The 21,205-nt window shown below is 49.9% G+C and carries 23 protein-coding genes; 21 read left to right on the top strand and 2 right to left on the bottom strand.

What is annotated here, in order from left to right; genetic code table 11:
- The first annotated feature begins 21 nt into the window (after positions 1-21).
- From ICV32_RS05325 to ICV32_RS05315, 3 genes are read left to right on the top strand one after another with little or no spacing between them, the layout of a single operon-like run.
- Positions 22-1,296 (top strand): SulP family inorganic anion transporter, encoded by a 1,275-nt coding sequence (locus ICV32_RS05325; protein WP_215368520.1) that lies wholly within the window; start codon positions 22-24, stop codon positions 1,294-1,296.
- 51 nt (positions 1,297-1,347) lie between these two features.
- Positions 1,348-2,127 carry a peroxide stress protein YaaA gene (gene yaaA / locus ICV32_RS05320; protein ID WP_215372576.1) on the top strand — a complete coding sequence of 260 codons (780 nt, stop codon included), beginning with the start codon at positions 1,348-1,350 and terminating at the stop codon, positions 2,125-2,127.
- 40 nt (positions 2,128-2,167) lie between these two features.
- Positions 2,168-3,379, top strand: a complete 1,212-nt coding sequence (locus ICV32_RS05315; RefSeq protein WP_215368519.1) for a DUF2863 family protein — start codon at positions 2,168-2,170, stop codon at positions 3,377-3,379.
- Positions 3,380-3,394: 15 nt separating this feature from the next.
- Here ICV32_RS05315 and ICV32_RS05310 read toward each other — a convergent pair whose 3' ends face one another.
- On the bottom strand, positions 3,395-3,775 hold the full coding sequence (locus ICV32_RS05310) for a hypothetical protein (protein WP_215368515.1): 381 nt from the start codon (positions 3,773-3,775) through the stop codon (positions 3,395-3,397).
- Positions 3,776-3,811: 36 nt separating this feature from the next.
- Complete coding sequence (locus ICV32_RS05305; RefSeq protein WP_215368514.1) at positions 3,812-4,801, bottom strand: malate dehydrogenase; 990 nt, start codon at positions 4,799-4,801, stop codon at positions 3,812-3,814.
- A 108-nt stretch (positions 4,802-4,909) separates the two neighbouring features.
- Between ICV32_RS05305 and ICV32_RS05300 the strand changes: the two genes are divergently transcribed.
- The 18 genes from ICV32_RS05300 to accD all read left to right on the top strand — a co-directional run bounded on the left by ICV32_RS05300 (position 4,910) and on the right by accD (position 21,204).
- On the top strand, positions 4,910-5,644 hold the full coding sequence (locus tag ICV32_RS05300) for a GntR family transcriptional regulator (protein WP_215368511.1): 735 nt from the start codon (positions 4,910-4,912) through the stop codon (positions 5,642-5,644).
- A 169-nt stretch (positions 5,645-5,813) separates the two neighbouring features.
- Entirely contained in the window at positions 5,814-6,239 is a 426-nt protein-coding gene (sdhC, locus tag ICV32_RS05295) for a succinate dehydrogenase, cytochrome b556 subunit (protein ID WP_215368508.1), read from the top strand.
- A 10-nt stretch (positions 6,240-6,249) separates the two neighbouring features.
- The gene (gene sdhD / locus ICV32_RS05290; protein ID WP_215368507.1) at positions 6,250-6,615 is read left to right on the top strand and encodes a succinate dehydrogenase, hydrophobic membrane anchor protein; all 366 of its coding nucleotides are present in this window, start codon (positions 6,250-6,252) and stop codon (positions 6,613-6,615) included.
- Positions 6,616-6,618: 3 nt separating this feature from the next.
- Positions 6,619-8,394: a succinate dehydrogenase flavoprotein subunit gene (gene sdhA / locus ICV32_RS05285; RefSeq protein ID WP_215368504.1), complete on the top strand. Its 1,776-nt coding sequence runs from the start codon at positions 6,619-6,621 to the stop codon at positions 8,392-8,394.
- 16 nt (positions 8,395-8,410) lie between these two features.
- The gene (locus tag ICV32_RS05280; RefSeq protein ID WP_108508463.1) at positions 8,411-9,115 is read left to right on the top strand and encodes a succinate dehydrogenase iron-sulfur subunit; all 705 of its coding nucleotides are present in this window, start codon (positions 8,411-8,413) and stop codon (positions 9,113-9,115) included.
- Entirely contained in the window at positions 9,112-9,369 is a 258-nt protein-coding gene (locus tag ICV32_RS05275) for a succinate dehydrogenase assembly factor 2 (RefSeq protein WP_215368502.1), read from the top strand. Before ICV32_RS05280 ends, ICV32_RS05275 begins: the two co-directional genes overlap by 4 nt.
- A gap of 31 nt (positions 9,370-9,400) precedes the next feature.
- Complete coding sequence (gene gltA, locus ICV32_RS05270) at positions 9,401-10,714, top strand: citrate synthase (RefSeq protein ID WP_215368499.1); 1,314 nt, start codon at positions 9,401-9,403, stop codon at positions 10,712-10,714.
- A gap of 31 nt (positions 10,715-10,745) precedes the next feature.
- Positions 10,746-12,155 (top strand): 3-isopropylmalate dehydratase large subunit, encoded by a 1,410-nt coding sequence (gene leuC / locus ICV32_RS05265; protein ID WP_215372575.1) that lies wholly within the window; start codon positions 10,746-10,748, stop codon positions 12,153-12,155.
- A 19-nt stretch (positions 12,156-12,174) separates the two neighbouring features.
- A complete protein-coding gene (locus ICV32_RS05260) occupies positions 12,175-12,387 on the top strand; it encodes a hypothetical protein (protein ID WP_215368496.1) in 213 nt (70 codons plus the stop codon).
- A 2-nt stretch (positions 12,388-12,389) separates the two neighbouring features.
- The gene (leuD, locus tag ICV32_RS05255) at positions 12,390-13,037 is read left to right on the top strand and encodes a 3-isopropylmalate dehydratase small subunit (RefSeq protein WP_215368494.1); all 648 of its coding nucleotides are present in this window, start codon (positions 12,390-12,392) and stop codon (positions 13,035-13,037) included.
- Positions 13,038-13,090: 53 nt separating this feature from the next.
- Positions 13,091-14,161 (top strand): 3-isopropylmalate dehydrogenase, encoded by a 1,071-nt coding sequence (gene leuB / locus ICV32_RS05250; protein ID WP_215372574.1) that lies wholly within the window; start codon positions 13,091-13,093, stop codon positions 14,159-14,161.
- Positions 14,162-14,186: 25 nt separating this feature from the next.
- Complete coding sequence (gene asd, locus ICV32_RS05245; RefSeq protein WP_215368492.1) at positions 14,187-15,350, top strand: aspartate-semialdehyde dehydrogenase; 1,164 nt, start codon at positions 14,187-14,189, stop codon at positions 15,348-15,350.
- Between the two features lie 13 nt (positions 15,351-15,363).
- Complete coding sequence (locus ICV32_RS05240; RefSeq protein WP_215368478.1) at positions 15,364-16,737, top strand: FimV family protein; 1,374 nt, start codon at positions 15,364-15,366, stop codon at positions 16,735-16,737.
- Positions 16,738-17,562, top strand: a complete 825-nt coding sequence (gene truA, locus ICV32_RS05235) for a tRNA pseudouridine(38-40) synthase TruA (protein WP_215368476.1) — start codon at positions 16,738-16,740, stop codon at positions 17,560-17,562.
- Positions 17,563-17,564: 2 nt separating this feature from the next.
- Positions 17,565-18,266, top strand: a complete 702-nt coding sequence (locus tag ICV32_RS05230; RefSeq protein WP_215368459.1) for a phosphoribosylanthranilate isomerase — start codon at positions 17,565-17,567, stop codon at positions 18,264-18,266.
- A gap of 17 nt (positions 18,267-18,283) precedes the next feature.
- Positions 18,284-19,477, top strand: coding sequence for a tryptophan synthase subunit beta (trpB, locus tag ICV32_RS05225; protein ID WP_215368457.1), 1,194 nt, complete (start codon positions 18,284-18,286; stop codon positions 19,475-19,477).
- Between the two features lie 4 nt (positions 19,478-19,481).
- A complete protein-coding gene (trpA, locus tag ICV32_RS05220; RefSeq protein WP_215368455.1) occupies positions 19,482-20,282 on the top strand; it encodes a tryptophan synthase subunit alpha in 801 nt (266 codons plus the stop codon).
- 19 nt (positions 20,283-20,301) lie between these two features.
- On the top strand, positions 20,302-21,204 hold the full coding sequence (gene accD, locus ICV32_RS05215) for an acetyl-CoA carboxylase, carboxyltransferase subunit beta (protein ID WP_215368453.1): 903 nt from the start codon (positions 20,302-20,304) through the stop codon (positions 21,202-21,204).
- Position 21,205: the final 1 nt, after the last annotated feature.

Here is a 21,205-nt window from a genome sequence, read left to right as displayed (position 1 = left end):
GTACTTAGGATCATTCATAAATTGCGGTTCTCTTTTCCTTTTGCCCGTTGGTTACCCGAATATCAGCAGCCGGGCGTGGTGCGCGCGGATCTTCTTGCTGGATTAACGGGCGCGATCGTGGTCTTGCCCCAAGGAATTGCATTTGCTCTGCTAGCCGGCATGCCCCCGCATTATGGTTTGTATGCTGCGATGGTCCCATGCATCATTGCTGCACTATTTGGGTCAAGCCGCCTGATGGTGACCGGGCCAGCCAATGCGATCTCGCTCACCACCATGGCTTTGATTGCACCGCTAGCGATTCCGGAGAGCGAGCATTATGTGGTGTTGGTACTCACGCTTAGTTTTCTGATTGGTGTGATTCAGATTGCATTGGGTTTGGGTGGAGCAGGGAAGTGGGTTGAGAAGGTGCCGCACTCCGTGATTGTGGGATTTACTGCAGGCGCTGCCGTACTGATTATTAATAGTCAGGTTGGAACCTTATTGGGTATCGAGATCGCGCGGGGTACGAATGTGCTTGAGACCATCAAGCAAACGAGTGCCGCGATTTATCAGGGCCAATGGCGACCGCAGGTATTGACCCTGGTGCTGATCACCTTAGTCACCATGCGTTTATGGAAACCGCTCAATCGTTGGATACCGGCCATGCTCGTTGCAGTTATTGTTGGTAGCATCGCCTTAGTGGTTCTTGAGCGCTACGTCGCCGAATTTTCTGGGATCCGTAAAGTGAGTGCAATACCTGGCGCGTTGCCTCCGCTTTCCTATCCGGTCCTGTCATTAGAGCATCTGCAGCTTTTGTTTGGGCCCGTTTTAGTCATGACCTTGCTGGCCTCCACGGAAGCCATGGCAATCGCGCGCGCATTAGCGCTTAAACGCAATGACGCGTTTGATGCAAACCAGGAGTTCATTGGTCAAGGGCTTGCGAATGTGGGTGGCTCGTTCTTTTCAGCGTATCCATCGAGTGGATCATTTAATCGTTCGGGCGTTAATTTGGCAGCCAACGCTCAAACTCCACTTGCAGCGATTTGTGCAGCAGTTTTTCTATTAGTCATCTTGATCTTTGTTTCGCCTTTAGCGGAGTATTTGCCTTACGCCGTGATTGCTGCCTTACTATTGGCGGTCGCATGGAACCTGATTGATCTTGGGCAGATTCGACACGAATTTCGTTCAGGAGCTCACGAATGGATACCGATGGTGATTACTGGCGTTGGCACCGTAACCATCTCCTTGGAGTGGGCCGTTTTAGCTGGTATTTGCAGCGCCGCGATAGCAAAGCGCATTCATGGGTCTGCAAAATAATCCAAGGTGACTAGAATAGGGTGTTAAGCACTATTGAACGAGCCATTTTTTATGTTAATTGTTTTATCGCCTGCTAAATCCCTCGATTACGAATCACCACTCAACATCAAGAAGCACACTCTGCCAGATTTTGTGGGGGAGTCGGCCAAACTTATTGCGGATCTCAAAAAACTCTCACCACAGCAGGTTGGTAAGTTAATGGGAATCTCCGACCCATTAGCGGTTTTAAATGTGGGGCGTTATCGCGATTGGTCAAAAACATTTACAACGGAGAACAGTCGTCCAGCGCTCCTCGCTTTTAATGGCGATGTGTATGAGGGCTTCGATGCACGCTCACTCGATGCGAAAGCACTCGACTTTGCGCAAGAGCATGTGCGAATTCTGTCGGGTTTGTATGGAGTCTTACGCCCCTTGGACTTAATGCAACCCTATCGCCTAGAAATGGGCACCGCCCTGAAAAATGCACGCGGCAAGGATTTGTATGCTTTTTGGGGTGATCGTATTACTAAAGCCCTTCTGAAAACACTGAGTCAACAGAAAAAACCATTCTTATTGAACTTAGCCTCTGAGGAGTATTTCAAGGTATTGCAAGCTGATGCATTGGGATATCCGGTCATCTCACCGGTTTTTCAGGATCAGAAAGACGGCAAGTACAAAATTATTTCTTTTTATGCCAAGCGAGCACGCGGTCTCATGGCGCGCTTTGTGGTGGACAATCGCATCACCGATGTTGCAGACCTTAAGAACTTTAAATCGGAGGGCTATCGGTATAGTGCTGCAGAATCTAAACCAGATAAACCCGTATTTCGTCGTGCCGAGCAAACGAAGTAAGTTCTGAAGTAAATTGATTGAGTAGGAGTGCTATTCCATTATGGCGGTTCATCGTTCCAAAACATCCCAACGCACCTCGCCTGAGACCGAGCGTTTAGTGGCGGATTCCATTTCTCTGGCCGCATCTGGCAGTCAGGTGGAGGATCGGTTTTGGGAAGAGCGTTTGCAAACGCGCCTCCTTAAACTGTTGAAGAGTCATCATCAATCGGTGATTGATGCAGCTCTTGATCAAACCTTTCGGATTAATACGGTTGCTTTTGAAGTATTGGCCGATACTGCTGAGACCTTGGCCGAGTCCATGAGTTTTGAGAGCGAGGGTACGCATTGGGATGCATTGCTGATTGCGATGCCCATTGTGGCCCATACCCGTTATCAAATTCCTTCGGGGCCATTACCCGTTTCCTTAATTGAAGCATCGGCTAGCGCATTGCAACGCGCTGTTGCTGCGGAGGGTACGCAATTTGCGATCGTGCCATGGCTCTACAGCATTGACCAAATGCCTCATTCACATACCCAAACCCGCACCTTGCTTGAGACCTTAGCAAATGCCGCGGTATCTGGTGGTGAGATGAAACTCGAGTTGCGTGATATGTCGGAGACGATTGCCGTCCTGGCGGATCCACGATTCATTCTGGCAGTAATCATTGCGCCGCACCAGCAACCGATCTTTCGGTGGCAAATGGATGGCCCTCAGCGGCAAGAGCGCGGTGTGGCTTTAGCAGAGTGGCAAAGTGCAATGTACGAACCACTGTGCCAACTGCTACCCGGTTGTGAGTTTGAGCTCCTATTGCCAGAGGCGTATTTCACGAACTGCCGCTTAGCCGATAAACATGTGCGGCCTTTGAGCATTCGTGCAGCCGTGAACTTTTTAGAATCGACTCTCGGCGTATTGCCAGCCGGCTTGGCCTGTGTGGTGGGTGCGTTTGGTGAGGAACAGGCCGATGAGTACCGCATCGCATTTAGCCTTAAAGGCTCGTCGGAGATTATCTACGGTGTGATCTGGCCTCTTTACGATCGGGAGAGCGTGGCCAGTGATGCGCTCAATGATGTATCCGATGAAGAAAGTCCGATTAAACGGATTTGCGATGCACTGCATGATGCAGGTGTGGACGATGTGTTCCGGCACGCTGTCTTGTTTACCCCAGAACTATGCGACGATTGTGGAGTGCCACTCTTTCCGGATCGGCAGGGTGAAGTGGTTCATGCCGAAATGCCCGAAGATAGTCCTTCGCAACAACCTTTATTTCATTAATTCGGATTAGCTTGATTATTTCTCGAGGGCGAGAAGATGGGCTTCGTTGCCTTCTTTCATGGCTACGGTTTTGCATTCGTCGGCTAAACGAATACCCGTTTTGATATTAAAGAGCATTGCCTTAGGTCCGATCACCACTAAATCGAGGCCGCTGTCGTAGTTCTTAAACCGCATACTGCCGGGTAGGGATTGCTCTTTTAGCATTGCATAAGACTTCGAACGCCATTGCACGATCAGTTTTTCAGCAGGGCCACTCGTAACAAAACGCTCATTGTTACTGCAAGTCCAGACATGGGGGATGGTCAAGGCACTCTCTTGTGCCTTAACATCATGCGCAACACCAAGCGTCATACCAACGAGCAATGCTGGAAGTAATGAGCTTCGTAATTTGCGCATGCCATCTCCTGTAGTGCGTTTTTCAATGCATTGATCTTAACCCAAAAGATGTTTTACACCCGCTTGCTCTTCAAGTAACTCATTTAAGGTCAGGGTCATGCGCTCACGCGAGAACGCATCGATTTCTAAACCTTTAACAAGGGTGTACTCACCATTGGCACACGTGACTGGGAAGCCATAAATAATCTCGGCAGGGATTTCGTAATCACCGCCCGAGGGAATGCCCATCGTGACCCACTTACCATTGGTACCCAAGACCCAGTCACGGACATGATCGATTGCCGCATTCGCAGCGGATGCGGCTGACGATAAGCCGCGCGCTTCAATGATGGCGGCACCACGCTTACCCACCGTTGGAATAAAGACATCTTTATTCCAAGCCGGATCGTTAATGAGGTCTTTGACCGATTGGCCGTTGACGGTCGCAAAGCGATAGTCGGGGTACATGGTTGGGCTGTGATTACCCCACACAATGAGTTTCTCAATATCCGCTACCGCTTTGTTGGTCTTACTTGCTAATTGGGAAAGGGCGCGGTTGTGATCAAGGCGCAACATAGCAGTGAAGTTCTTCGCTGGCAAGCTGGGCGCGGATTTCATGGCAATGTAAGCATTGGTATTGGCGGGGTTGCCAACCACTAATACCTTGACGGTGCGCTTGGCCACTTGATCGAGCGCCTTGCCTTGTGCTGTAAAAATTTGTGCGTTGGCGGAGAGTAAATCTTTGCGCTCCATACCAGGGCCGCGAGGGCGTGCACCAACGAGTAGAGCGACATCAATGTCTTTGAACGCGGTCATGGGATCACTGTGGGCACTCATGCCAGCTAACAAAGGAAATGCGCAATCCTCAAGTTCCATCATCACGCCTTTGAGCGCTTTTTGTGCTTTCTCATCGGGGATTTCGAGTAACTGCAAAATGACGGGCTGATCTTTGCCCAACATATCGCCATTGGCAATACGAAATAGTAGGGAATAACCAATTTGACCTGCTGCACCAGTGACAGCGACACGCATAGGGGCTTTTGCCATTACAAACTCCGGATAAAGGGTTAATGATGAACTTGCTTACAAACCGCTAGTTTACATTTACACTAGCATGAAGTCTTTTATAAGATAAAAGAATTTAGATAAGTAACAATGCGATCCGTAGAGCAAGCTGCCAACTTTAGCCCCCTGTACCAACAGATCAAAGATCTCTTATTGGAGAGCTTACAAGCCGGTGAGTGGCAGCCTGGGCAGCCGATACCCAGTGAAATGGACTTGGCCGAGCGCTACAAAGTAAGCCAAGGAACAGTCCGCAAAGCCATCGACGCACTTGCTGCAGAGAATGTGGTGGTGCGGCACCAAGGGAAGGGCACATTTGTGGCGAGTCACCGCGAAGATGCGGTGCAATTTCGGTTCTTGCGCCTTGTTCCAGACGATGGCAAAGAGTTGATTCTGCGAAGCACTTTTCTGAGCTGCGAATTGCGCTCGGCCGATGCGCACCTTGCCGCGCTTTTGGAGCTAAAGACAGGCGACTCGGTAATGGAGGTCAAGAGGATTCAGCGCTTTGGTGGTCAGCCAACGGTCTTTGAAACCATATACTTGCTACCAAAACGTTTTGAGGGCATTTCCTTGGAGCGTTTAAATGCTTGGCATGGACCCCTATACGGCTTTTATGAGAGCGAATTCAATACCCATATGGTCTGGGCTCAGGAACAAATTAAGGCCGTTAACGCAGATGCGGACTTGGCTTCCCACCTCAGTCTTACGACTGGCGCAGCCCTTTTATCCGTAGAGCGCCGAAGCTTCACTTATGGCAACAAGCCAGTTGAGGTCCGTGTGGCTTATTACGAGACCACGAAGTTGCACTATGTGAATGAATTAAGTTGATGGATTAAGGATAAACACCTAAAGAAAAATTAATAAAATTACTTAAAATCAATAAGTTAGCTTATTTGATGCAAAAAAGTGTCCACTAAGTCTTACGTTTCTAATAGAATATGTTGCAATACAACAATTTAACAATTTGGCCCTTCATCAGTCAGGATTACAACCAGCTATGAGTGACTCACACCAGGACTCAAATCCAGCCCAACAGCGGCCAGTGTTCCGGAACATCGGGATTGCGCAACTTGCCCAATATCGACTTCCTTGGCCCGGCAAAGTTTCTATCCTTCACCGCATTTCTGGCGCCGCCTTATTTCTGTTTCTTCCCTTCATTCTCTTCCTGTTCGATAAAAGTCTAGCCTCCGAGCTTAGCTTTGCGTATTTCTCGAATTTGCTCGGCAACCCATTCGTGAAATTAATTTGCTTAGGGTTGATTTGGGGATATTTGCATCATTTCTGCGCCGGAATTCGTTATTTATTTCTCGATCTAGAGATTGGGGTCGACAAAGCCGCCGCGAATCGCTCAGCAGTATCGGTTATGGTGATTAGTCTCACGCTGACTGCCATACTGGGTCTGCGTTTGTTTGGTCTCTTTTAGGTCACACGCTATGTCAAAAAATAATATTGGTCCAAAGCGTCTGGTAGTTGGTGCTCATTACGGACTCAAAGAGTGGATTATTCAGCGCGTCACAGCAATCATTATGGTTGCCTTCACCGTTGTTCTGTTGATCGCTTATCTTTTGAACGGTAACCCAAGTTATGACGGTTGGGCAGGCTTGTTTGCCAATCAGTTCATGAAGCTACTGACCCTTCTGGCCTTACTCAGCCTTTTCTATCACGCCTGGATTGGTGTGCGTGATATTTGGATGGATTACGTGAAGCCCGTTGGCATTCGTTTAGGTCTACAAGTGATTACCGTTTTATGGCTCGTCGGTTGTGCAGCGTATGCCATACAGATCTTATGGAAAGTGTAAGGAATGACAGCCATTAAAAAAACACTACCCCGCAGGCGTTTTGATGCTGTGATCGTGGGGGCCGGCGGTTCCGGGATGCGTGCAGCCTTGCAACTCTCGGAGGCGGGGCTTAGCGTCGCCGTTTTATCCAAAGTATTCCCTACCCGTTCGCATACAGTCGCTGCGCAGGGTGGCATTGGCGCTTCACTTGGCAATATGAGTGAGGATAACTGGCACTATCACTTTTATGACACCATCAAAGGTTCTGATTGGTTAGGCGATCAAGACGCGATTGAGTTTATGTGCCGTGAGGCACCTAAGGTGGTCTATGAGCTTGAGCACTTTGGGATGCCATTTGATCGCAACGCCGATGGCACGATCTATCAACGGCCTTTTGGTGGTCATACCGCTAATTATGGTGAGAAACCAGTGCAACGCGCCTGTGCTGCAGCGGACCGAACTGGGCACGCCATGTTGCACACTTTGTATCAACGCAACGTAAGAGCAAAGACCCATTTCTTTGTGGAGTGGCTTGCGCTTGATCTGATTCGGGATGCGGAGGGTGATGTCGTTGGTGTCACCGCACTCGAAATGGAAACGGGTGAGATTTACATCCTAGAGGCCAAGATTACCTTGATGGCTACTGGTGGAGCGGGCCGCATTTGGGCTGCCTCAACCAATGCATATATCAATACGGGTGATGGTATGGGTATGGCGGCTCGCGCTGGCTTACCGCTAGAGGATATGGAGTTCTGGCAGTTTCATCCAACCGGTGTGGCAGGTGCAGGCGTTTTGCTCACCGAGGGCTGTCGTGGTGAAGGCGGAATTCTGCGGAACAAAAATGGTGAGCGTTTTATGGAACGCTATGCACCAACGCTAAAAGATTTAGCCCCACGTGATTTTGTATCACGCTCAATGGATCAAGAGATCAAAGAAGGGCGCGGTTGTGGTCCAGATGGTGACTATGTGGTGTTGGATCTCACGCACATTGGTGCAGAGACCATCATGAAGCGCTTACCCTCGGTCTACGAAATCGGTATGAACTTTGCGAACGTGGATGTGACCAAAGAACCCATTCCAGTCGTACCCACCATCCATTACCAAATGGGTGGCATCCCTACGAATATTCATGGTCAAGTGGTGATTCCGAAAAATGGTAACCCCAATACGATTGTGAATGGTCTCTATGCAATTGGTGAGTGCTCATGCGTCTCAGTGCATGGTGCAAATCGTCTTGGTACTAATTCCTTATTGGATCTTTTGGTCTTTGGTCGTGCCGCAGGCAATCACGTCGTACAAGCCAACCTGAAAGCCCGTGAGCACAAACCATTGCCTGCGGATGCTGGCGAGTTCACACTTGAGCGGATTGCCAAGCTTGATAACAGCAGTTCAGGTGAGTATGCGCAAGACCTTGCCAACGATATTCGTAAGACGATGCAAACCTACGCTGGTGTATTCCGTAACCAAGGCTTACTCGACGAGGGCGTTCGTAAGATGGCAGAACTCACCGAGCGTGCGAAACGTGTGTGGGTCAAGGACAAGTCCCAGATCTTTAATACCGCCCGAATTGAAGCGCTAGAAATCGATAACTTAATCCAGACAGCAAACTCCACCATGATTTCAGCGGCAGCGCGTAAGGAAAGTCGCGGAGCGCATGCGCATGACGATTATCCGAAGCGTGACGATGCCAATTGGATGAAACATACCCTCTGGTACGAAGGCAATCGTTTGGATTACAAGCCTGTGCAACTCAAGCCCCTGACGGTGGAGTCGGTTCCACCCAAAGAGCGTACGTTCTAATACTTGGATAAAGACTATGAGTGATACCCGTATCTTTGAAATCTATCGTTACGATCCAGAGGTTGATAAGGCGCCACGGATGCAACGCTATGAGCTTGAGCTCAAAGGCGAGCGCATGCTCTTAGATGCTCTGATCTCCCTGAAGAAGCAAGACGAGAGCATTTCCTATCGTCGCTCCTGCCGCGAGGGTGTTTGTGGATCGGATGCAATGAACATTAATGGTAAGAATGGTTTGGCTTGCTTAACCAATATGCGTTCTTTGCCCCAAAAGATTACTCTGCGTCCTTTGCCAGGCCTGCCCGTGGTGCGCGATCTAATCGTCGACATGACCCTGTTCTTTAAGCAATACCTCTCGATCAAGCCTTACTTAATTAATGACATGCCGCCACCGGAGAAAGAGCGGTTGCAAAGTCCGGCGGAACGAGAAGAGCTTGATGGCTTGTATGAGTGCATTCTGTGTGCGTCGTGCTCAACCTCGTGCCCATCGTTTTGGTGGAACCCCGATAAATTTGTTGGTCCCGCAGGTCTACTTCAAGCCTATCGATTTATTGCCGATAGCCGCGATCAGGCAACCGCTGAGCGCTTAGACAATTTAGAAGATCCGTATCGCTTGTTCCGTTGCCATACCATCATGAACTGCGTTGACGTATGTCCAAAACATCTCAACCCAACCAAAGCGATTGGCAAGATTAAAGAATTGATGGTGCGTCGGGCAGTATGAGCCTTGATGCCAAGCAGATTTATCAGCTTCGCAGTGCAGCGCGACGCGGTTTGTTGGAAAACGATTTAATTCTGGAGCGTTTCTTTCATCGATTCGCTCATGAACTAAATGAAGAGCAGGGTAAAGCGTTATCAACGCTCTTGCAATTGGATGACAATGATTTGCTGGATCTGTTGTTAGCTCGTCAAGAGTTAAAGCCAGCGATGGATTCAGAGTCTGCTCGAGCGGTATTGGGAATGTTGCGTCAACGATAATTGAATTGCATTGACTGATTGGGAATGAACCATGATTGAATCGAACATCAAAGCCAAACTTTCTTTCTCCGACGGTACGCCCGATATCGAGCTACCCATCTATAAGGGCACTCAAGGTCCTGACGTGATTGATATTCGGAAGCTCTATGGTCAAACCGGAAAGTTCACCTACGATCCCGGCTTTTTGTCCACAGCATCGTGTAGCTCAAAGATCACCTTCATTGATGGTGATAAAGGCGAATTGCTCTATCGCGGTTACCCGATCGAAGAGTTAGCGACCAAGTGCGACTTCTTGGAAGTATGCCAACTTCTAATTAATGGTGAACTACCCAATCAGAAACAAAATGGCGAGTTTCAGGATATGGTCATGCACCACACCATGGTGCATGAGCAAATGCAGTTCTTCTTGCGAGGATTCCGACGAGACGCACACCCAATGGCCGTGTTAACCGGCTTAATTGGTGCGATGGCTGCTTTCTACCATGATGAGATTGATTACGGTGATCCGAAGGCCCGTGAGATTGCACAAATTCGCTTGATCGCCAAGATGCCAACCTTGGTGGCAATGTCGTACAAGTACTCGATTGGTCAACCGTTTATGTACCCGGACAACAGTCTGTCCTATACCGCCAACTTCATGCGTATGATGTTTGCAACACCATGCGAGCCCTATAAAGTTAATCCAGTCTTGGTTCGTGCACTCGACCGTATCTTTATCTTGCATGCCGATCATGAGCAAAATGCCTCAACCTCGACGGTGCGCTTAGCGGGATCCTCTGGTACCAACCCATTTGCCGCGATCTCCGCTGGAATTGCATGCCTTTGGGGCCCAGCCCATGGTGGCGCAAATGAAGCCTGCCTTGAGATGCTGACCTCGATTCAAGCAAGCGGGGGCGTAGAAAAGATTGGTGAATTTATTACCCAAGTGAAGGATAAGAACTCCAATGTGCGTCTGATGGGTTTTGGTCATCGCGTATACAAGAACTTTGATCCCCGCGCTAAGTTAATGCGTGAGACCTGCCATGAAGTTCTCAAAGAACTCGGTCTTGAAAATGATCCGCTCTTCAAGCTCGCCATGACTCTTGAGAAAATCGCCCTTGAGGACGATTATTTTGTGGGTCGTAAGCTCTATCCAAACGTGGACTTCTATTCAGGTATTGTGCAGCGGGCGCTTGGTATTCCGACCGAGATGTTTACCTGCATCTTTGCACTGGCTAGAACCGTTGGTTGGATTGCCCAGTGGGAAGAAATGATTACCGACTCTGAATACAAGATTGGTCGCCCACGTCAGTTGTTCGCGGGTGCAAGCCCACGAGCCGTTCCTCCCATTTCTGAGCGAAAATAAGCGTTTTATTGCTTCATTTGCTTTAAAGGGGATTATGCGTACGCTTTATGACAAGTTGTGGGATGAGCACGTCGTTCATTCGGAAGAGGACGGCACCGCCACGATCTACATTGATCGTCAGTTGCTTCATGAGGTAACTAGCCCTCAAGCCTTTGAAGGCTTAAGCCTTGCTGCACGTCCAGTCTGGCGTATTTCAGCGAACCTCGCAGTCTCTGATCACAATGTGCCCACCACAGACCGCTCTGAAGGCATTGCCGATCCCGTCTCCAAGTTACAAGTCGATACCTTGGATCAAAATTGCGATCGCTTTGGTATTACCCAATACAAAATGAATGACCAACGCCAAGGGATCGTGCATGTGATTGGCCCCGAGCAGGGCGCCACCTTGCCTGGGATGACCGTGGTGTGCGGGGATTCTCATACCAGCACCCATGGTGCTTTTGGAGCATTGGCTTTTGGTATTGGTACATCCGAGGTGGAGCATGTGCTCGCAACCCAAACCTTGCTCATGAAAAAGAGTAAGAACATGTTAGTTCGGGTTGAAGGTCGTTTGCAACCTGGTAGCACTGCAAAAGACATTATTTTGGCGGTGATTGCCAAGATTGGTACTGCCGGTGGCACTGGCTACACCATGGAGTTTGCTGGTGAAGCCATTCGTCAGTTATCGATGGAAGGGCGCATGACCATTTGCAATATGGCGATCGAAGCAGGTGCGCGTGCCGGCCTAGTAGCCGTTGATGAAACCACCATTGAGTACATCCAAGGTCGTCCTTATGCCCCCAAGGGCGAAGCCTTGCGCCAAGCTTTGCAGTATTGGCGCACTTTGCATTCAGACCCTGGCGCTCATTTTGATCGCATTGTTGAGTTACGGGCAGAAGAGATTGCACCGCAAGTGAGTTGGGGAACCTCCCCCGAAATGGTTTTACCGATCGGTAGTCGCGTGCCTGATCCAGAGCGTGAGCGTGATCCTGTGAAACGTCAAGCGATGGAGCGCGCTTTGCAATACATGGGACTAGAGCCCAACTTACCGCTTGACACGATTTATCTGGATAAAGTCTTTATTGGTTCATGCACCAATAGCCGAATTGAAGACCTGCGCGCTGCCGCTAAAGTGGTCGAGCGATTGGGTAAGAAAGTGGCAGTCAATGTGAAGCAAGCCCTGGTGGTGCCAGGCTCTGGTTTGGTGAAAGCCCAGGCTGAGCGTGAAGGCCTTGATCGCGTCTTTAAGGCTGCTGGTTTTGAGTGGCGTGAGCCGGGTTGCTCCATGTGCCTTGCCATGAATGCCGATCGCCTCGAGCCTGAAGAGCGTTGCGCCTCGACCTCCAACCGTAATTTTGAGGGTCGTCAGGGCGCGGGTGGTCGCACGCACTTGGTTAGTCCTGCAATGGCTGCAGCTGCGGCCATCGAGGGGCATTTTGTGGATGTGCGCAAGATCGCTTAATCTTTCTTAGAATCTGAATATGAACTTTTCAATGCGCGCTGGATTAATTCTTTTCTTTGCAATCACGCTCACAGCGTGTTCCAATACCTGGACCGGTGTGGGCAAAGATTTGCAGGAGATGGGTAAGAAAATGGATCCACAAGCTAAGCCCGTGGAAACTGCACCGAAGTCTTCTAATTCTCCGGGCACAAGTCCGAACAACAAAGACGTTACCGTCACCCCAGTGAACTAATTATGGATGCATTTACGGTTTATCAAGGCCTAGTCGCCCCATTGGATCGCGAGAATGTCGATACCGACGCGATTATTCCGAAGCAGTTTCTTAAATCGATTAAGAAAACTGGTTTCGGTCAAAATCTATTTGATGAGTGGCGGTATTTGGATCAGGGTGAGCCGGGTCAAGACTGCTCAAATCGGCCTCTAAATCCAGACTTCGTACTAAATCAAGCGCGCTATCAAGGAGCTGGTATTTTGCTTGCTCGTAAGAACTTTGGTTGCGGTAGTTCTCGAGAGCACGCACCCTGGGCCTTATCGCAATTTGGCTTTCGAGCCATTATTGCCCCAAGTTTTGCAGATATTTTCTTTAATAATTGCTTTAAGAATGGTCTCTTACCTGTGGTGTTATCGGAGCAGGAGGTTGATCATTTGTTCAATGAGACCAAGGCATTTTCGGGCTATCAGTTGACCATTGATCTTGAGCGTCAGGAAGTCATTGCCCCAGATGGGCGACGTTACAGCTTTGAGGTCACCCCATTTCGGAAGTATTGTTTACTCAATGGTTTAGACGATATTGGTCTGACCTTACGGCATGCCGATAAAATAAAAGCTTTTGAGGCAGAACGCTTATTGCGGATGCCATGGCTTGCGACCCAGCTCCCGTAATCTGGCGCGATCCTGGCGCTGAGTAGGCCAGCGCTATTAGATAAAGGTTCATGATGAAGATTGCTGTTCTACCGGGCGACGGTATTGGCCCGGAAATTGTTGCTCAAGCGGTAAAAGTTCTTGAAGCACTCCGATTACCTCTTGCGCTGGAAACCGCTCCAGTTGGGGGCGCTGCCTATGATGTAGCAGGCCATCCACTACCACCTGCCACGCTTGATTTAGCTAAAGCAGCCGATGCCATTTTATTTGGCGCCGTTGGTGACTGGAAGTACGACACCTTAGCGCGCGAGTTAAGGCCTGAGCAAGCCATCTTAGGTCTACGCAAGCACCTAGGTCTTTTTGCTAATTTCCGCCCAGCAATTTGTTACAAAGAGTTAACCGCCGCCTCAAGCTTAAAACCAGAAATCGTTGGTGGTCTTGATATTCTGATCGTGCGGGAACTCAATGGCGATATTTATTTTGGCTCACCCAAGGGTATTCGTAATGCTCCTGATGGTCTCTTTACAGGAGCACGTGAGGGCTTTGACACCATGCGCTATAGCGAACCCGAGATTGAGCGCATTGCGCATGTGGCCTTTACAGCTGCTCGTAAGCGCAATCGCAAGGTATGCAGTGTGGATAAGTCCAATGTCTTGGAAACTTCGCAGCTCTGGCGGGAGGTCATCACGCGCATTGCGAAGGAATACAGCGATGTGGAGTTAAGCCACATGTATGTCGATAACGCCGCCATGCAATTGGTGCGTGCCCCCAAATCCTTTGATGTGATTGTCACGGGCAATTTATTTGGGGATATCTTGTCGGATGAGGCTGCCATGCTCACGGGCTCGATTGGGATGTTGCCCTCGGCGTCGCTTGATAAGAACAATAAAGGTTTGTATGAACCAAGTCATGGTTCAGCACCTGATATTGCAGGAAAGAATATTGCTAATCCCCTAGCTACTATTTTGTCGGCAGCCATGATGTTGCGGTTCTCACTGAATATGGCAAGCGAGGCAGAGCGTATCGAGAATGCCGTGCAAAGAGTACTTGCTCAAGGCTATCGTACGGCCGATATTGATACGGCTGGAATGAAACGTGTATCCACCTCCGAGATGGGTGACGCAGTTGTTGCAGCACTTGGTTAATGATGAATGAATAGAACAGTTTGATATGGCTTATACCCCTTTAGTAAATCCTTTGGTTGGTTTAGTTGGCTGGCGCGGCATGGTTGGCAGCGTGTTGATGCAGCGCATGCAAGACGAGAATGACTTTGCCCACATTGAACCCATTTTCTTTAGTACCAGCAATGCGGGTGGTGAGGTGCCGTTGATTAATGGTCAACGGGTCACCAAATCCGAGACCCGTTTACAAGATGCCAATGATCTAAAGGCCTTATCACGTTGCGATGTGATTCTGACCTGTCAGGGTGGTGATTACACCAAAGCCATTTATCCCCAATTGCGAGCAGCGGGTTGGCAGGGCCATTGGATTGATGCAGCGAGCGCACTGCGAATGGAAAATGACGCAGTGATTGTGCTCGATCCCATTAATCGCCCGGTGATTAATACGTCTTTGGATGCTGGTGGCAAGAACTGGATTGGCGGTAATTGCACCGTTAGCTTGATGATGCTTGCAATGGGCGGATTGCTCAAAAGCGGGATGGTTGAGTGGATTAGTGCGATGACCTATCAGGCAGCATCAGGTGCCGGGGCAGCGAACATGCGCGAGCTGCTTGAACAAATGGGCGCTTTGCACCACAGCGTTGCCAGCGAACTTGCTAATCCAGCTTCATGGATTTTGGATATTGATCGCAAGGTTGCACAGACCATTCGATCGGCAGAGTTCCCTAAAACAAACTTTCGTAACACCGCTTTGGCAGGTAGTTTGATCCCATGGATTGATGTGCCAGTTGAAAACGGTCAAACCAAAGAGGAGTGGAAGGCGGGGGCGGAGTGCAACAAAATTATGGGTAATCCGCCATTTCGGTCGCCGGGCAGCATTCCAATCGATGGCATTTGTGTGCGCGTTGGCGCCATGCGTTGTCACTCCCAAGGCTTAACCGTGAAGTTAAAGAAGGATATTCCGCTTGCTGAGATTGAAAAGATGCTAGCGGCTGATAATCAGTGGGTCAAGGTAGTCCCCAATGAGCGCGAGCTCACCGAGCGCGAGCTATCGCCCGCAGCGGTCAGTGGCACGATGACCATTCCGATTGGGCGTTTACATAAATTAGCGATGGGTCCGGAGTATCTTGGCGCATTCACGGTTGGCGATCAGTTGCTGTGGGGTGCTGCTGAACCATTACGTCGCATGCTGCGTATTTTGATCAATCACTAGGGTCAATTCAGAAATGCCTTGGCGTTGCGTCCTGCAAACTCTCTTTAACTGGCTCGTACTGGCCATCGTGATCTTTTTCATGGTGCCAAGTTCACAAGCCGTAACGCTTGGCTCACCCATTATTTTGTCTAAGCCTAAAGAGGCTTTGCGGGCTGAGATTCCCGTTCGAACCGGGGCTGAGGATAAGCCTTACATGGAGTCATTAGCAATTGATCCGGTGGCTAAGACGGAATATGAACGCCTTGGTATTTCTCCTCGGATTTTGGATTACAAGCCATCGATTACCTTAAAGCGCAATCAGCCTGATCAATTTTTGATCGTGGTGGAGACGGAGAGCCCGATTGACGCTGATAACGACCCCTTTATTGACATCATCTTAGGGCTCAAGTGGAGTAATGGGGGTGTTGCCAAGACCTACAGCTTGATGGTCGGCGATGTTAACAAGGTTACCGTGCGCCCCGGCCAAAGTTTAAGTGAGATTGCTTCGCAAATCAGGCCTCAGCTGGGCAATGCTGATTTAGATGAGACCCTCCTTGCTTTGTATAAGGCCAATCCCGATGCATTCATTGGGGGGAGTATTCATCGTCTGCGAGCAGGCGCCCAGTTAAATAAACCGGATGCCAGCGTATTAAGTTCGATTACACCTGCACAGGCAAAAGAATTTGTACAAGAAGCAAATCAGGCTTGGCGAGAGCAGCGTGGTGAATCCCCTCAAAGCACGTCCCCAAATAAAGCGGTCAGTCAAACTCCTAGCGCAGCATCGGGAGCGGGAGAGGATCGCTTACGCATTGGTCCTGGCTCAGGCGATGAGGCCGAGACGCGACGCTATATCGAAGAGATCGTTGCTCAAGAAAAGGCCTTGGCACAAACGAAAGCTCGCGTTGCAGAGCTTGAGAAAAATATTGCCGACTTGCAAAAAGTCCTCGAGGCTCGCAAAGCGGCTTTGAACGCAGGTGAGCAGCCATTACCGAAGTCAGGCATGGATCAATGGGGCCCAGCAGTCGTAGGTCTTGGTTTAACTGCGATCACAGGCTTGCTGCTTTGGTGGCTGGCGCGCTACTCACGCCGTGCTGAATCACAACCTAGTGAAACCACGGTTGCCGATGCAGGCTCGATGGCATCTGCTAACCCTGCCGCAATTCCTCCCAATGCGGCCGCCATCTTGTCGAGCTTAGATTTAAATCTGAGCCCAACCCCTGCGCAGCACGATGCAGATGCCTTGCGGGTAAAGCTCAATTTAGCAAAGGCCTACATTACCATTGAGGATTTTGAGGCAGCTCGCAAAGCCTTAGAGGAAATTCTGCTGGTGAGCAGTCAGGTTGATCCGCAAATTACCATTGCCGCTCGTGGCCTGATGGCTGAGATCAATCAACGCAACGACCATTAAATGATGCGAATTGCCTTAGGCGTGCAGTATGATGGCCGCGCCTATTGCGGGTGGCAAGTTCAACCCAATCAACCCACTATTCAGGCTGTACTCGAATCGGCGATTGGTCAGTTTATTGGTGACGGGCAATCGGTGAGGGCCACTGCAGCGGGTCGAACCGATACCGGTGTGCATGCCCTCGGTCAAGTTGTGCACTTTGACACCGACGTGGTGCGGGATGATTGGTCTTGGGTACGAGGGATCAATACTTTCTTGCCCCCCAGTGTGGTGGTGAACTGGGCTAAGCCCGTGAAGAATGATTTTGATGCGCGCTTTAGTGCCCATGAGCGCACTTACCTTTATGCCTTACTGGCTGGACCAACACGCTCACCCATCTTGCATCAGCGCTATGGCTATCACATGCTGCCAGCTGGCCAGTGGTTTGATATGAAGCAGATGCAAGCCGCAGCACAGCACTTGGTGGGTGAACATGATTTCTCATCGTTTCGGGCGTCAGAGTGTCAAAGCAAGACCCCGGTAAAGCACCTTTACGAATGCGCCATTGTGGATCAACAACCCTTTGTGTACGTGAAGGTGAGGGCTAATGCCTTTTTGCATCACATGGTGCGCAATATTGTGGGAAGTCTTTTGCATATTGGCCAAGGTCGGCAACCCAGTGATTGGATGCAATCCGTCCTTGCAGGTCGAAACCGGGATTTAGCAGCGCCAACCTTTGCTCCCGATGGGCTGTACTTGGTGCGTGTGGGTTATCCAGAAGAATTTAATATTCCAGCACCGCATTTGCACAATGCCGGTTTTCCAAAAGAGCTTATGCTCCTACCTTAACCATGGGCTTACTTGCTTACACACCCACTCAAACCCGGATTAAGATCTGCGGCCTACGTACGCCCGCTGATATTGAAGCTGCGGTGGCGGCTCGGGTTGATGCGGTAGGCTTTGTCTTTTATCCCCAAAGTCCCAGAGCGATCAGCCCAGAAGACGCGGGTACCTTGATTACCCAATTGCCTGCTTCAACCGATGCGGTGGGACTGGTGGTTAATCCCACCCCCAATCAAATGGAGGCGATTCGGGCCAATGCAGCCATTACTTTGTGGCAATTTCATGGGGATGAGACCCCAGAACAATGTCGACGGCTAGCAGGGGGCTTGCCCTGGATCAAGGCAGCCCGAATTGGCCAGTCCTTCAATTTCCCTGAATTTTCCCTACAATATGGGGATGCTGTCGGATTTTTGCTCGATGCACTAGTCGACGGCTACGGCGGTAGTGGTACCGCCTTTAATTGGAACCTTATACCGAACACATGGGCAAACGTAAACGCGCATCGGGTCGTTTTGAGTGGTGGGTTGAACTCGCACAACGTTGGCGAGGCCATTGCTCGTCTGCACCCTTGTGCGGTTGATATCTCAAGCGGAGTTGAGATTCGTAAAGGGGTGAAAGACCCGGCATTAATCAGGCAGTTTGTGGATGCGGTTCGAAGCGCAGACCAAACCAAACCAAACCAACCAGTCATTCCTAACGCTAAGCGTTAAACCAAGTCGAGGTTCCTATGTACGATAAACCAGATGAACGTGGCCACTTTGGTCCATACGGCGGCATCTTTGTCTCTGAAACGTTGATGTATGCATTAAATGAGCTCAAAGAAGCGTATGCAAAATATCAACACGACCCTGCATTTATTGAAGAGTTTCATTACGAGTTAAAGCACTTTGTCGGACGCCCATCCCCCGTCTATCACGCCAAGCGTTTAAGTGAGCAATTGGGTGGGGCGCAGATTTATCTCAAGCGTGAAGACTTAAACCATACTGGCGCTCACAAGATTAATAATGTGATTGGCCAAGCCATGTTGGCCAAGCGCATGGGTAAGCCACGCATTATTGCTGAAACCGGTGCAGGGCAGCACGGTGTAGCAACCGCCACCATCTGTGCCCGCTTTGGTTTGGACTGCACAGTCTATCAAGGCTCAGTCGATGTTGCGCGACAGGCTCAAAACGTCTATCGCATGAAATTACTCGGTGCCAAAGTGGTTCCCGTTGAGTCCGGAAGCAAAACCCTCAAAGACGCACTCAATGAAGCGATGCGCGATTGGGTCACGAATGTCGAGAACACCTTTTACATTATTGGCACGGTTGCGGGACCACATCCTTATCCCATGATGGTTAGAGATTTTCAGAGTGTGATCGGGGACGAATGCAAAGTTCAAATGCCGGAGATGATCGGCCGACAGCCTGACTATGTCTTAGCGTGTGTGGGCGGTGGGTCAAATGCCATGGGTATTTTTTATCCTTATATTGATGTGCCTAATGTGCGTCTAGTGGGCGTTGAAGCGGCAGGTCGTGGCATGAAGACTGGCGATCACTCTGCTGCGCTGTGCGCTGGTAAGCCAGGCGTCCTTCATGGCAATCGCACTTATCTCTTGCAAGATGAGAATGGTCAAATTGCCGAGACCCATTCGGTATCCGCCGGGATGGATTACCCGGGTGTTGGGCCAGAGCATGCGTGGTTAAAAGACTCTGGCCGAGCCGAGTACGTTGCCATCTCCGACGACGATGCCTTAAAAGCCTTCCACGATTGCTGCCGCATTGAAGGTATTATTCCGGCGCTTGAGTCTTCCCATGCAGTAGCATATGCCTGCAAATTAGCACCGACCTTAAGCAAAGACAAAGTCATTTTGATTAATCTCTCTGGTCGTGGCGATAAAGACATGCATACAGTTGCACAAGCAACCGGTTCGGAAGGCTAGGTTCATGTCGAAGATTGCTGGTGTATTTGCTGGTCTGAAGGCCAAGAATAAAAAGGGGCTGATCCCATTTGTAACGGCAGGCGACCCCCATCCAGGCTTAACGGTGGATGTGATGCATGCCTTAGTCAAAGGTGGGGCCGATATTATTGAGCTTGGCGTCCCATTCTCTGACCCGATGGCTGACGGTCCGGTAATTCAGCGCTCGTCCGAGCGTGCACTTGCGCAAGGGGTGACACTCAAGCAATGCTTAAGCAATGTGCAGGAGTTTCGACAAAAGAATCAAACCACTCCCGTTGTGTTGATGGGTTACGCTAATCCAGTCGAGCAAATGGGCCATGCTGCCTTTGCAAAAGCTGCTAACGCAGCGGGTGTCGACGGGGTATTAATTGTGGATTATCCGCCTGAAGAATGTGAAGAGTTTGCAAAGCAAATGCGTAGCGAAGGAATTGATCCGATCTTTTTGTTGGCGCCCACCTCAAATCAAGAGCGGATTCATCATGCAGCACAAATTGCTGCGGGCTATATCTATTACGTCTCGCTGCGTGGGGTCACTGGAGCGAATAACCTCAATACCCAAGATGTTGCGAGTGTGTTGCCTTTAATTCGGCAAGAGACCTCGATCCCTGTTGCAGTGGGTTTTGGAATTCGGGATGCGGCGAGCGCGAAAGCGGTTTCTAAAACGGCCGATGCAGTGGTGATCGGTAGTCGCATCGTGCAATTGCTTGAGGAAGCAAAAAAGGGGGAAGAGTTACAGGTGCTCGAGCGCTTTATCCAAGAAATCCGCCAGGCCCTAGACCAGAACTGAAGGTCGTTACAATACCGCTATGAGCTGGATTGATAAAATACTCCCGCCCCAGATCCAACAAAGTGATCCGGCCAATCGGAAGACTGTTCCTGAAGGCTTGTGGGTGAAATGCGGTGGTTGCGATGCGGTTCTCTACAGCAGCGATATTGAGGCCAATCTCTCAGTTTGTCCAAAATGCTCACACCATATGCGCATCAATGCGCGCAAACGCCTTGATCATTTACTAGATCCTAAGCCACGTCTTGAAATTGGTGAATCGGTATATCCCGTTGATGCTCTTAAGTTTAAAGACAGCAAAAAATACCCCGATCGTTTAAAGCAAGCGAGTGACGCGTCGGGAGAATCGGAAGCCTTGGTGGTAATTGCTGGCAAGATTGAATCCATTCCTGCGGTGGTGGCGTGTTTTGAATTTGAGTACATGGGTGGCTCGATGGGCTCGGTGGTGGGCGAGCGTTTCGTCCGCGGCGTTCAAGAAGCGATTCAAAAGAAATGTGCCTTCATTTGCATTACTGCCACCGGCGGTGCACGCATGCAAGAAAGTTTGTTATCGCTTTTGCAAATGGCTAAAACTAACTCGATGTTGACCAAACTATCGCAGGCAGGCTTACCTTACATTAGCGTATTAACGGATCCCACCATGGGTGGTATCTCGGCGAGCTTTGCATTTATGGGTGATGTGGTGATGGCCGAACCAAAGGCCTTAATTGGCTTTGCTGGCCCGCGCGTGATTGAGCAAACCGTGCGTGAGAAATTACCCGAAGGCTTTCAACGCTCGGAGTTTCTGATGCAAAAGGGCGGCATCGACATGATTGTTGATCGTCGGCAGATGCGTTCTGAGCTTGCAAAATTACTCGCCTTATTGCAAAAGATACCGTCTGAGAAATTGCCCAAGCAATTGTTGCAAACCAATAGTTCGAGCTAAG

The sequence above is a fragment of the Polynucleobacter sp. MWH-UH24A genome, from assembly GCF_018687475.1.
GTDB lineage: Bacteria > Pseudomonadota > Gammaproteobacteria > Burkholderiales > Burkholderiaceae > Polynucleobacter.
This window is presented reverse-complemented; position numbering and strand designations above follow the sequence as displayed.

Excerpts from the sequence above, each read along its gene's own strand:
- yaaA (WP_215372576.1), top strand. The coding sequence starts at position 1,348 with ATGTTAATTGTTTTATCGCCTGCTAAATCCCTCGATTACGAATCACCA.
- ICV32_RS05315 (WP_215368519.1), top strand. The coding sequence starts at position 2,168 with ATGGCGGTTCATCGTTCCAAAACATCCCAACGCACCTCGCCTGAGACC.
- ICV32_RS05310 (WP_215368515.1), bottom strand. The coding sequence starts at position 3,775 with ATGCGCAAATTACGAAGCTCATTACTTCCAGCATTGCTCGTTGGTATG.
- ICV32_RS05305 (WP_215368514.1), bottom strand. The coding sequence starts at position 4,801 with ATGGCAAAAGCCCCTATGCGTGTCGCTGTCACTGGTGCAGCAGGTCAA.
- ICV32_RS05300 (WP_215368511.1), top strand. The coding sequence starts at position 4,910 with ATGCGATCCGTAGAGCAAGCTGCCAACTTTAGCCCCCTGTACCAACAG.
- sdhC (WP_215368508.1), top strand. The coding sequence starts at position 5,814 with ATGAGTGACTCACACCAGGACTCAAATCCAGCCCAACAGCGGCCAGTG.
- sdhD (WP_215368507.1), top strand. The coding sequence starts at position 6,250 with ATGTCAAAAAATAATATTGGTCCAAAGCGTCTGGTAGTTGGTGCTCAT.
- sdhA (WP_215368504.1), top strand. The coding sequence starts at position 6,619 with ATGACAGCCATTAAAAAAACACTACCCCGCAGGCGTTTTGATGCTGTG.
- ICV32_RS05280 (WP_108508463.1), top strand. The coding sequence starts at position 8,411 with ATGAGTGATACCCGTATCTTTGAAATCTATCGTTACGATCCAGAGGTT.
- ICV32_RS05275 (WP_215368502.1), top strand. The coding sequence starts at position 9,112 with ATGAGCCTTGATGCCAAGCAGATTTATCAGCTTCGCAGTGCAGCGCGA.
- gltA (WP_215368499.1), top strand. The coding sequence starts at position 9,401 with ATGATTGAATCGAACATCAAAGCCAAACTTTCTTTCTCCGACGGTACG.
- ICV32_RS05260 (WP_215368496.1), top strand. The coding sequence starts at position 12,175 with ATGAACTTTTCAATGCGCGCTGGATTAATTCTTTTCTTTGCAATCACG.
- leuD (WP_215368494.1), top strand. The coding sequence starts at position 12,390 with ATGGATGCATTTACGGTTTATCAAGGCCTAGTCGCCCCATTGGATCGC.
- leuB (WP_215372574.1), top strand. The coding sequence starts at position 13,091 with ATGAAGATTGCTGTTCTACCGGGCGACGGTATTGGCCCGGAAATTGTT.
- asd (WP_215368492.1), top strand. The coding sequence starts at position 14,187 with ATGGCTTATACCCCTTTAGTAAATCCTTTGGTTGGTTTAGTTGGCTGG.
- ICV32_RS05240 (WP_215368478.1), top strand. The coding sequence starts at position 15,364 with ATGCCTTGGCGTTGCGTCCTGCAAACTCTCTTTAACTGGCTCGTACTG.
- truA (WP_215368476.1), top strand. The coding sequence starts at position 16,738 with ATGATGCGAATTGCCTTAGGCGTGCAGTATGATGGCCGCGCCTATTGC.
- ICV32_RS05230 (WP_215368459.1), top strand. The coding sequence starts at position 17,565 with ATGGGCTTACTTGCTTACACACCCACTCAAACCCGGATTAAGATCTGC.
- trpB (WP_215368457.1), top strand. The coding sequence starts at position 18,284 with ATGTACGATAAACCAGATGAACGTGGCCACTTTGGTCCATACGGCGGC.
- trpA (WP_215368455.1), top strand. The coding sequence starts at position 19,482 with ATGTCGAAGATTGCTGGTGTATTTGCTGGTCTGAAGGCCAAGAATAAA.
- accD (WP_215368453.1), top strand. The coding sequence starts at position 20,302 with ATGAGCTGGATTGATAAAATACTCCCGCCCCAGATCCAACAAAGTGAT.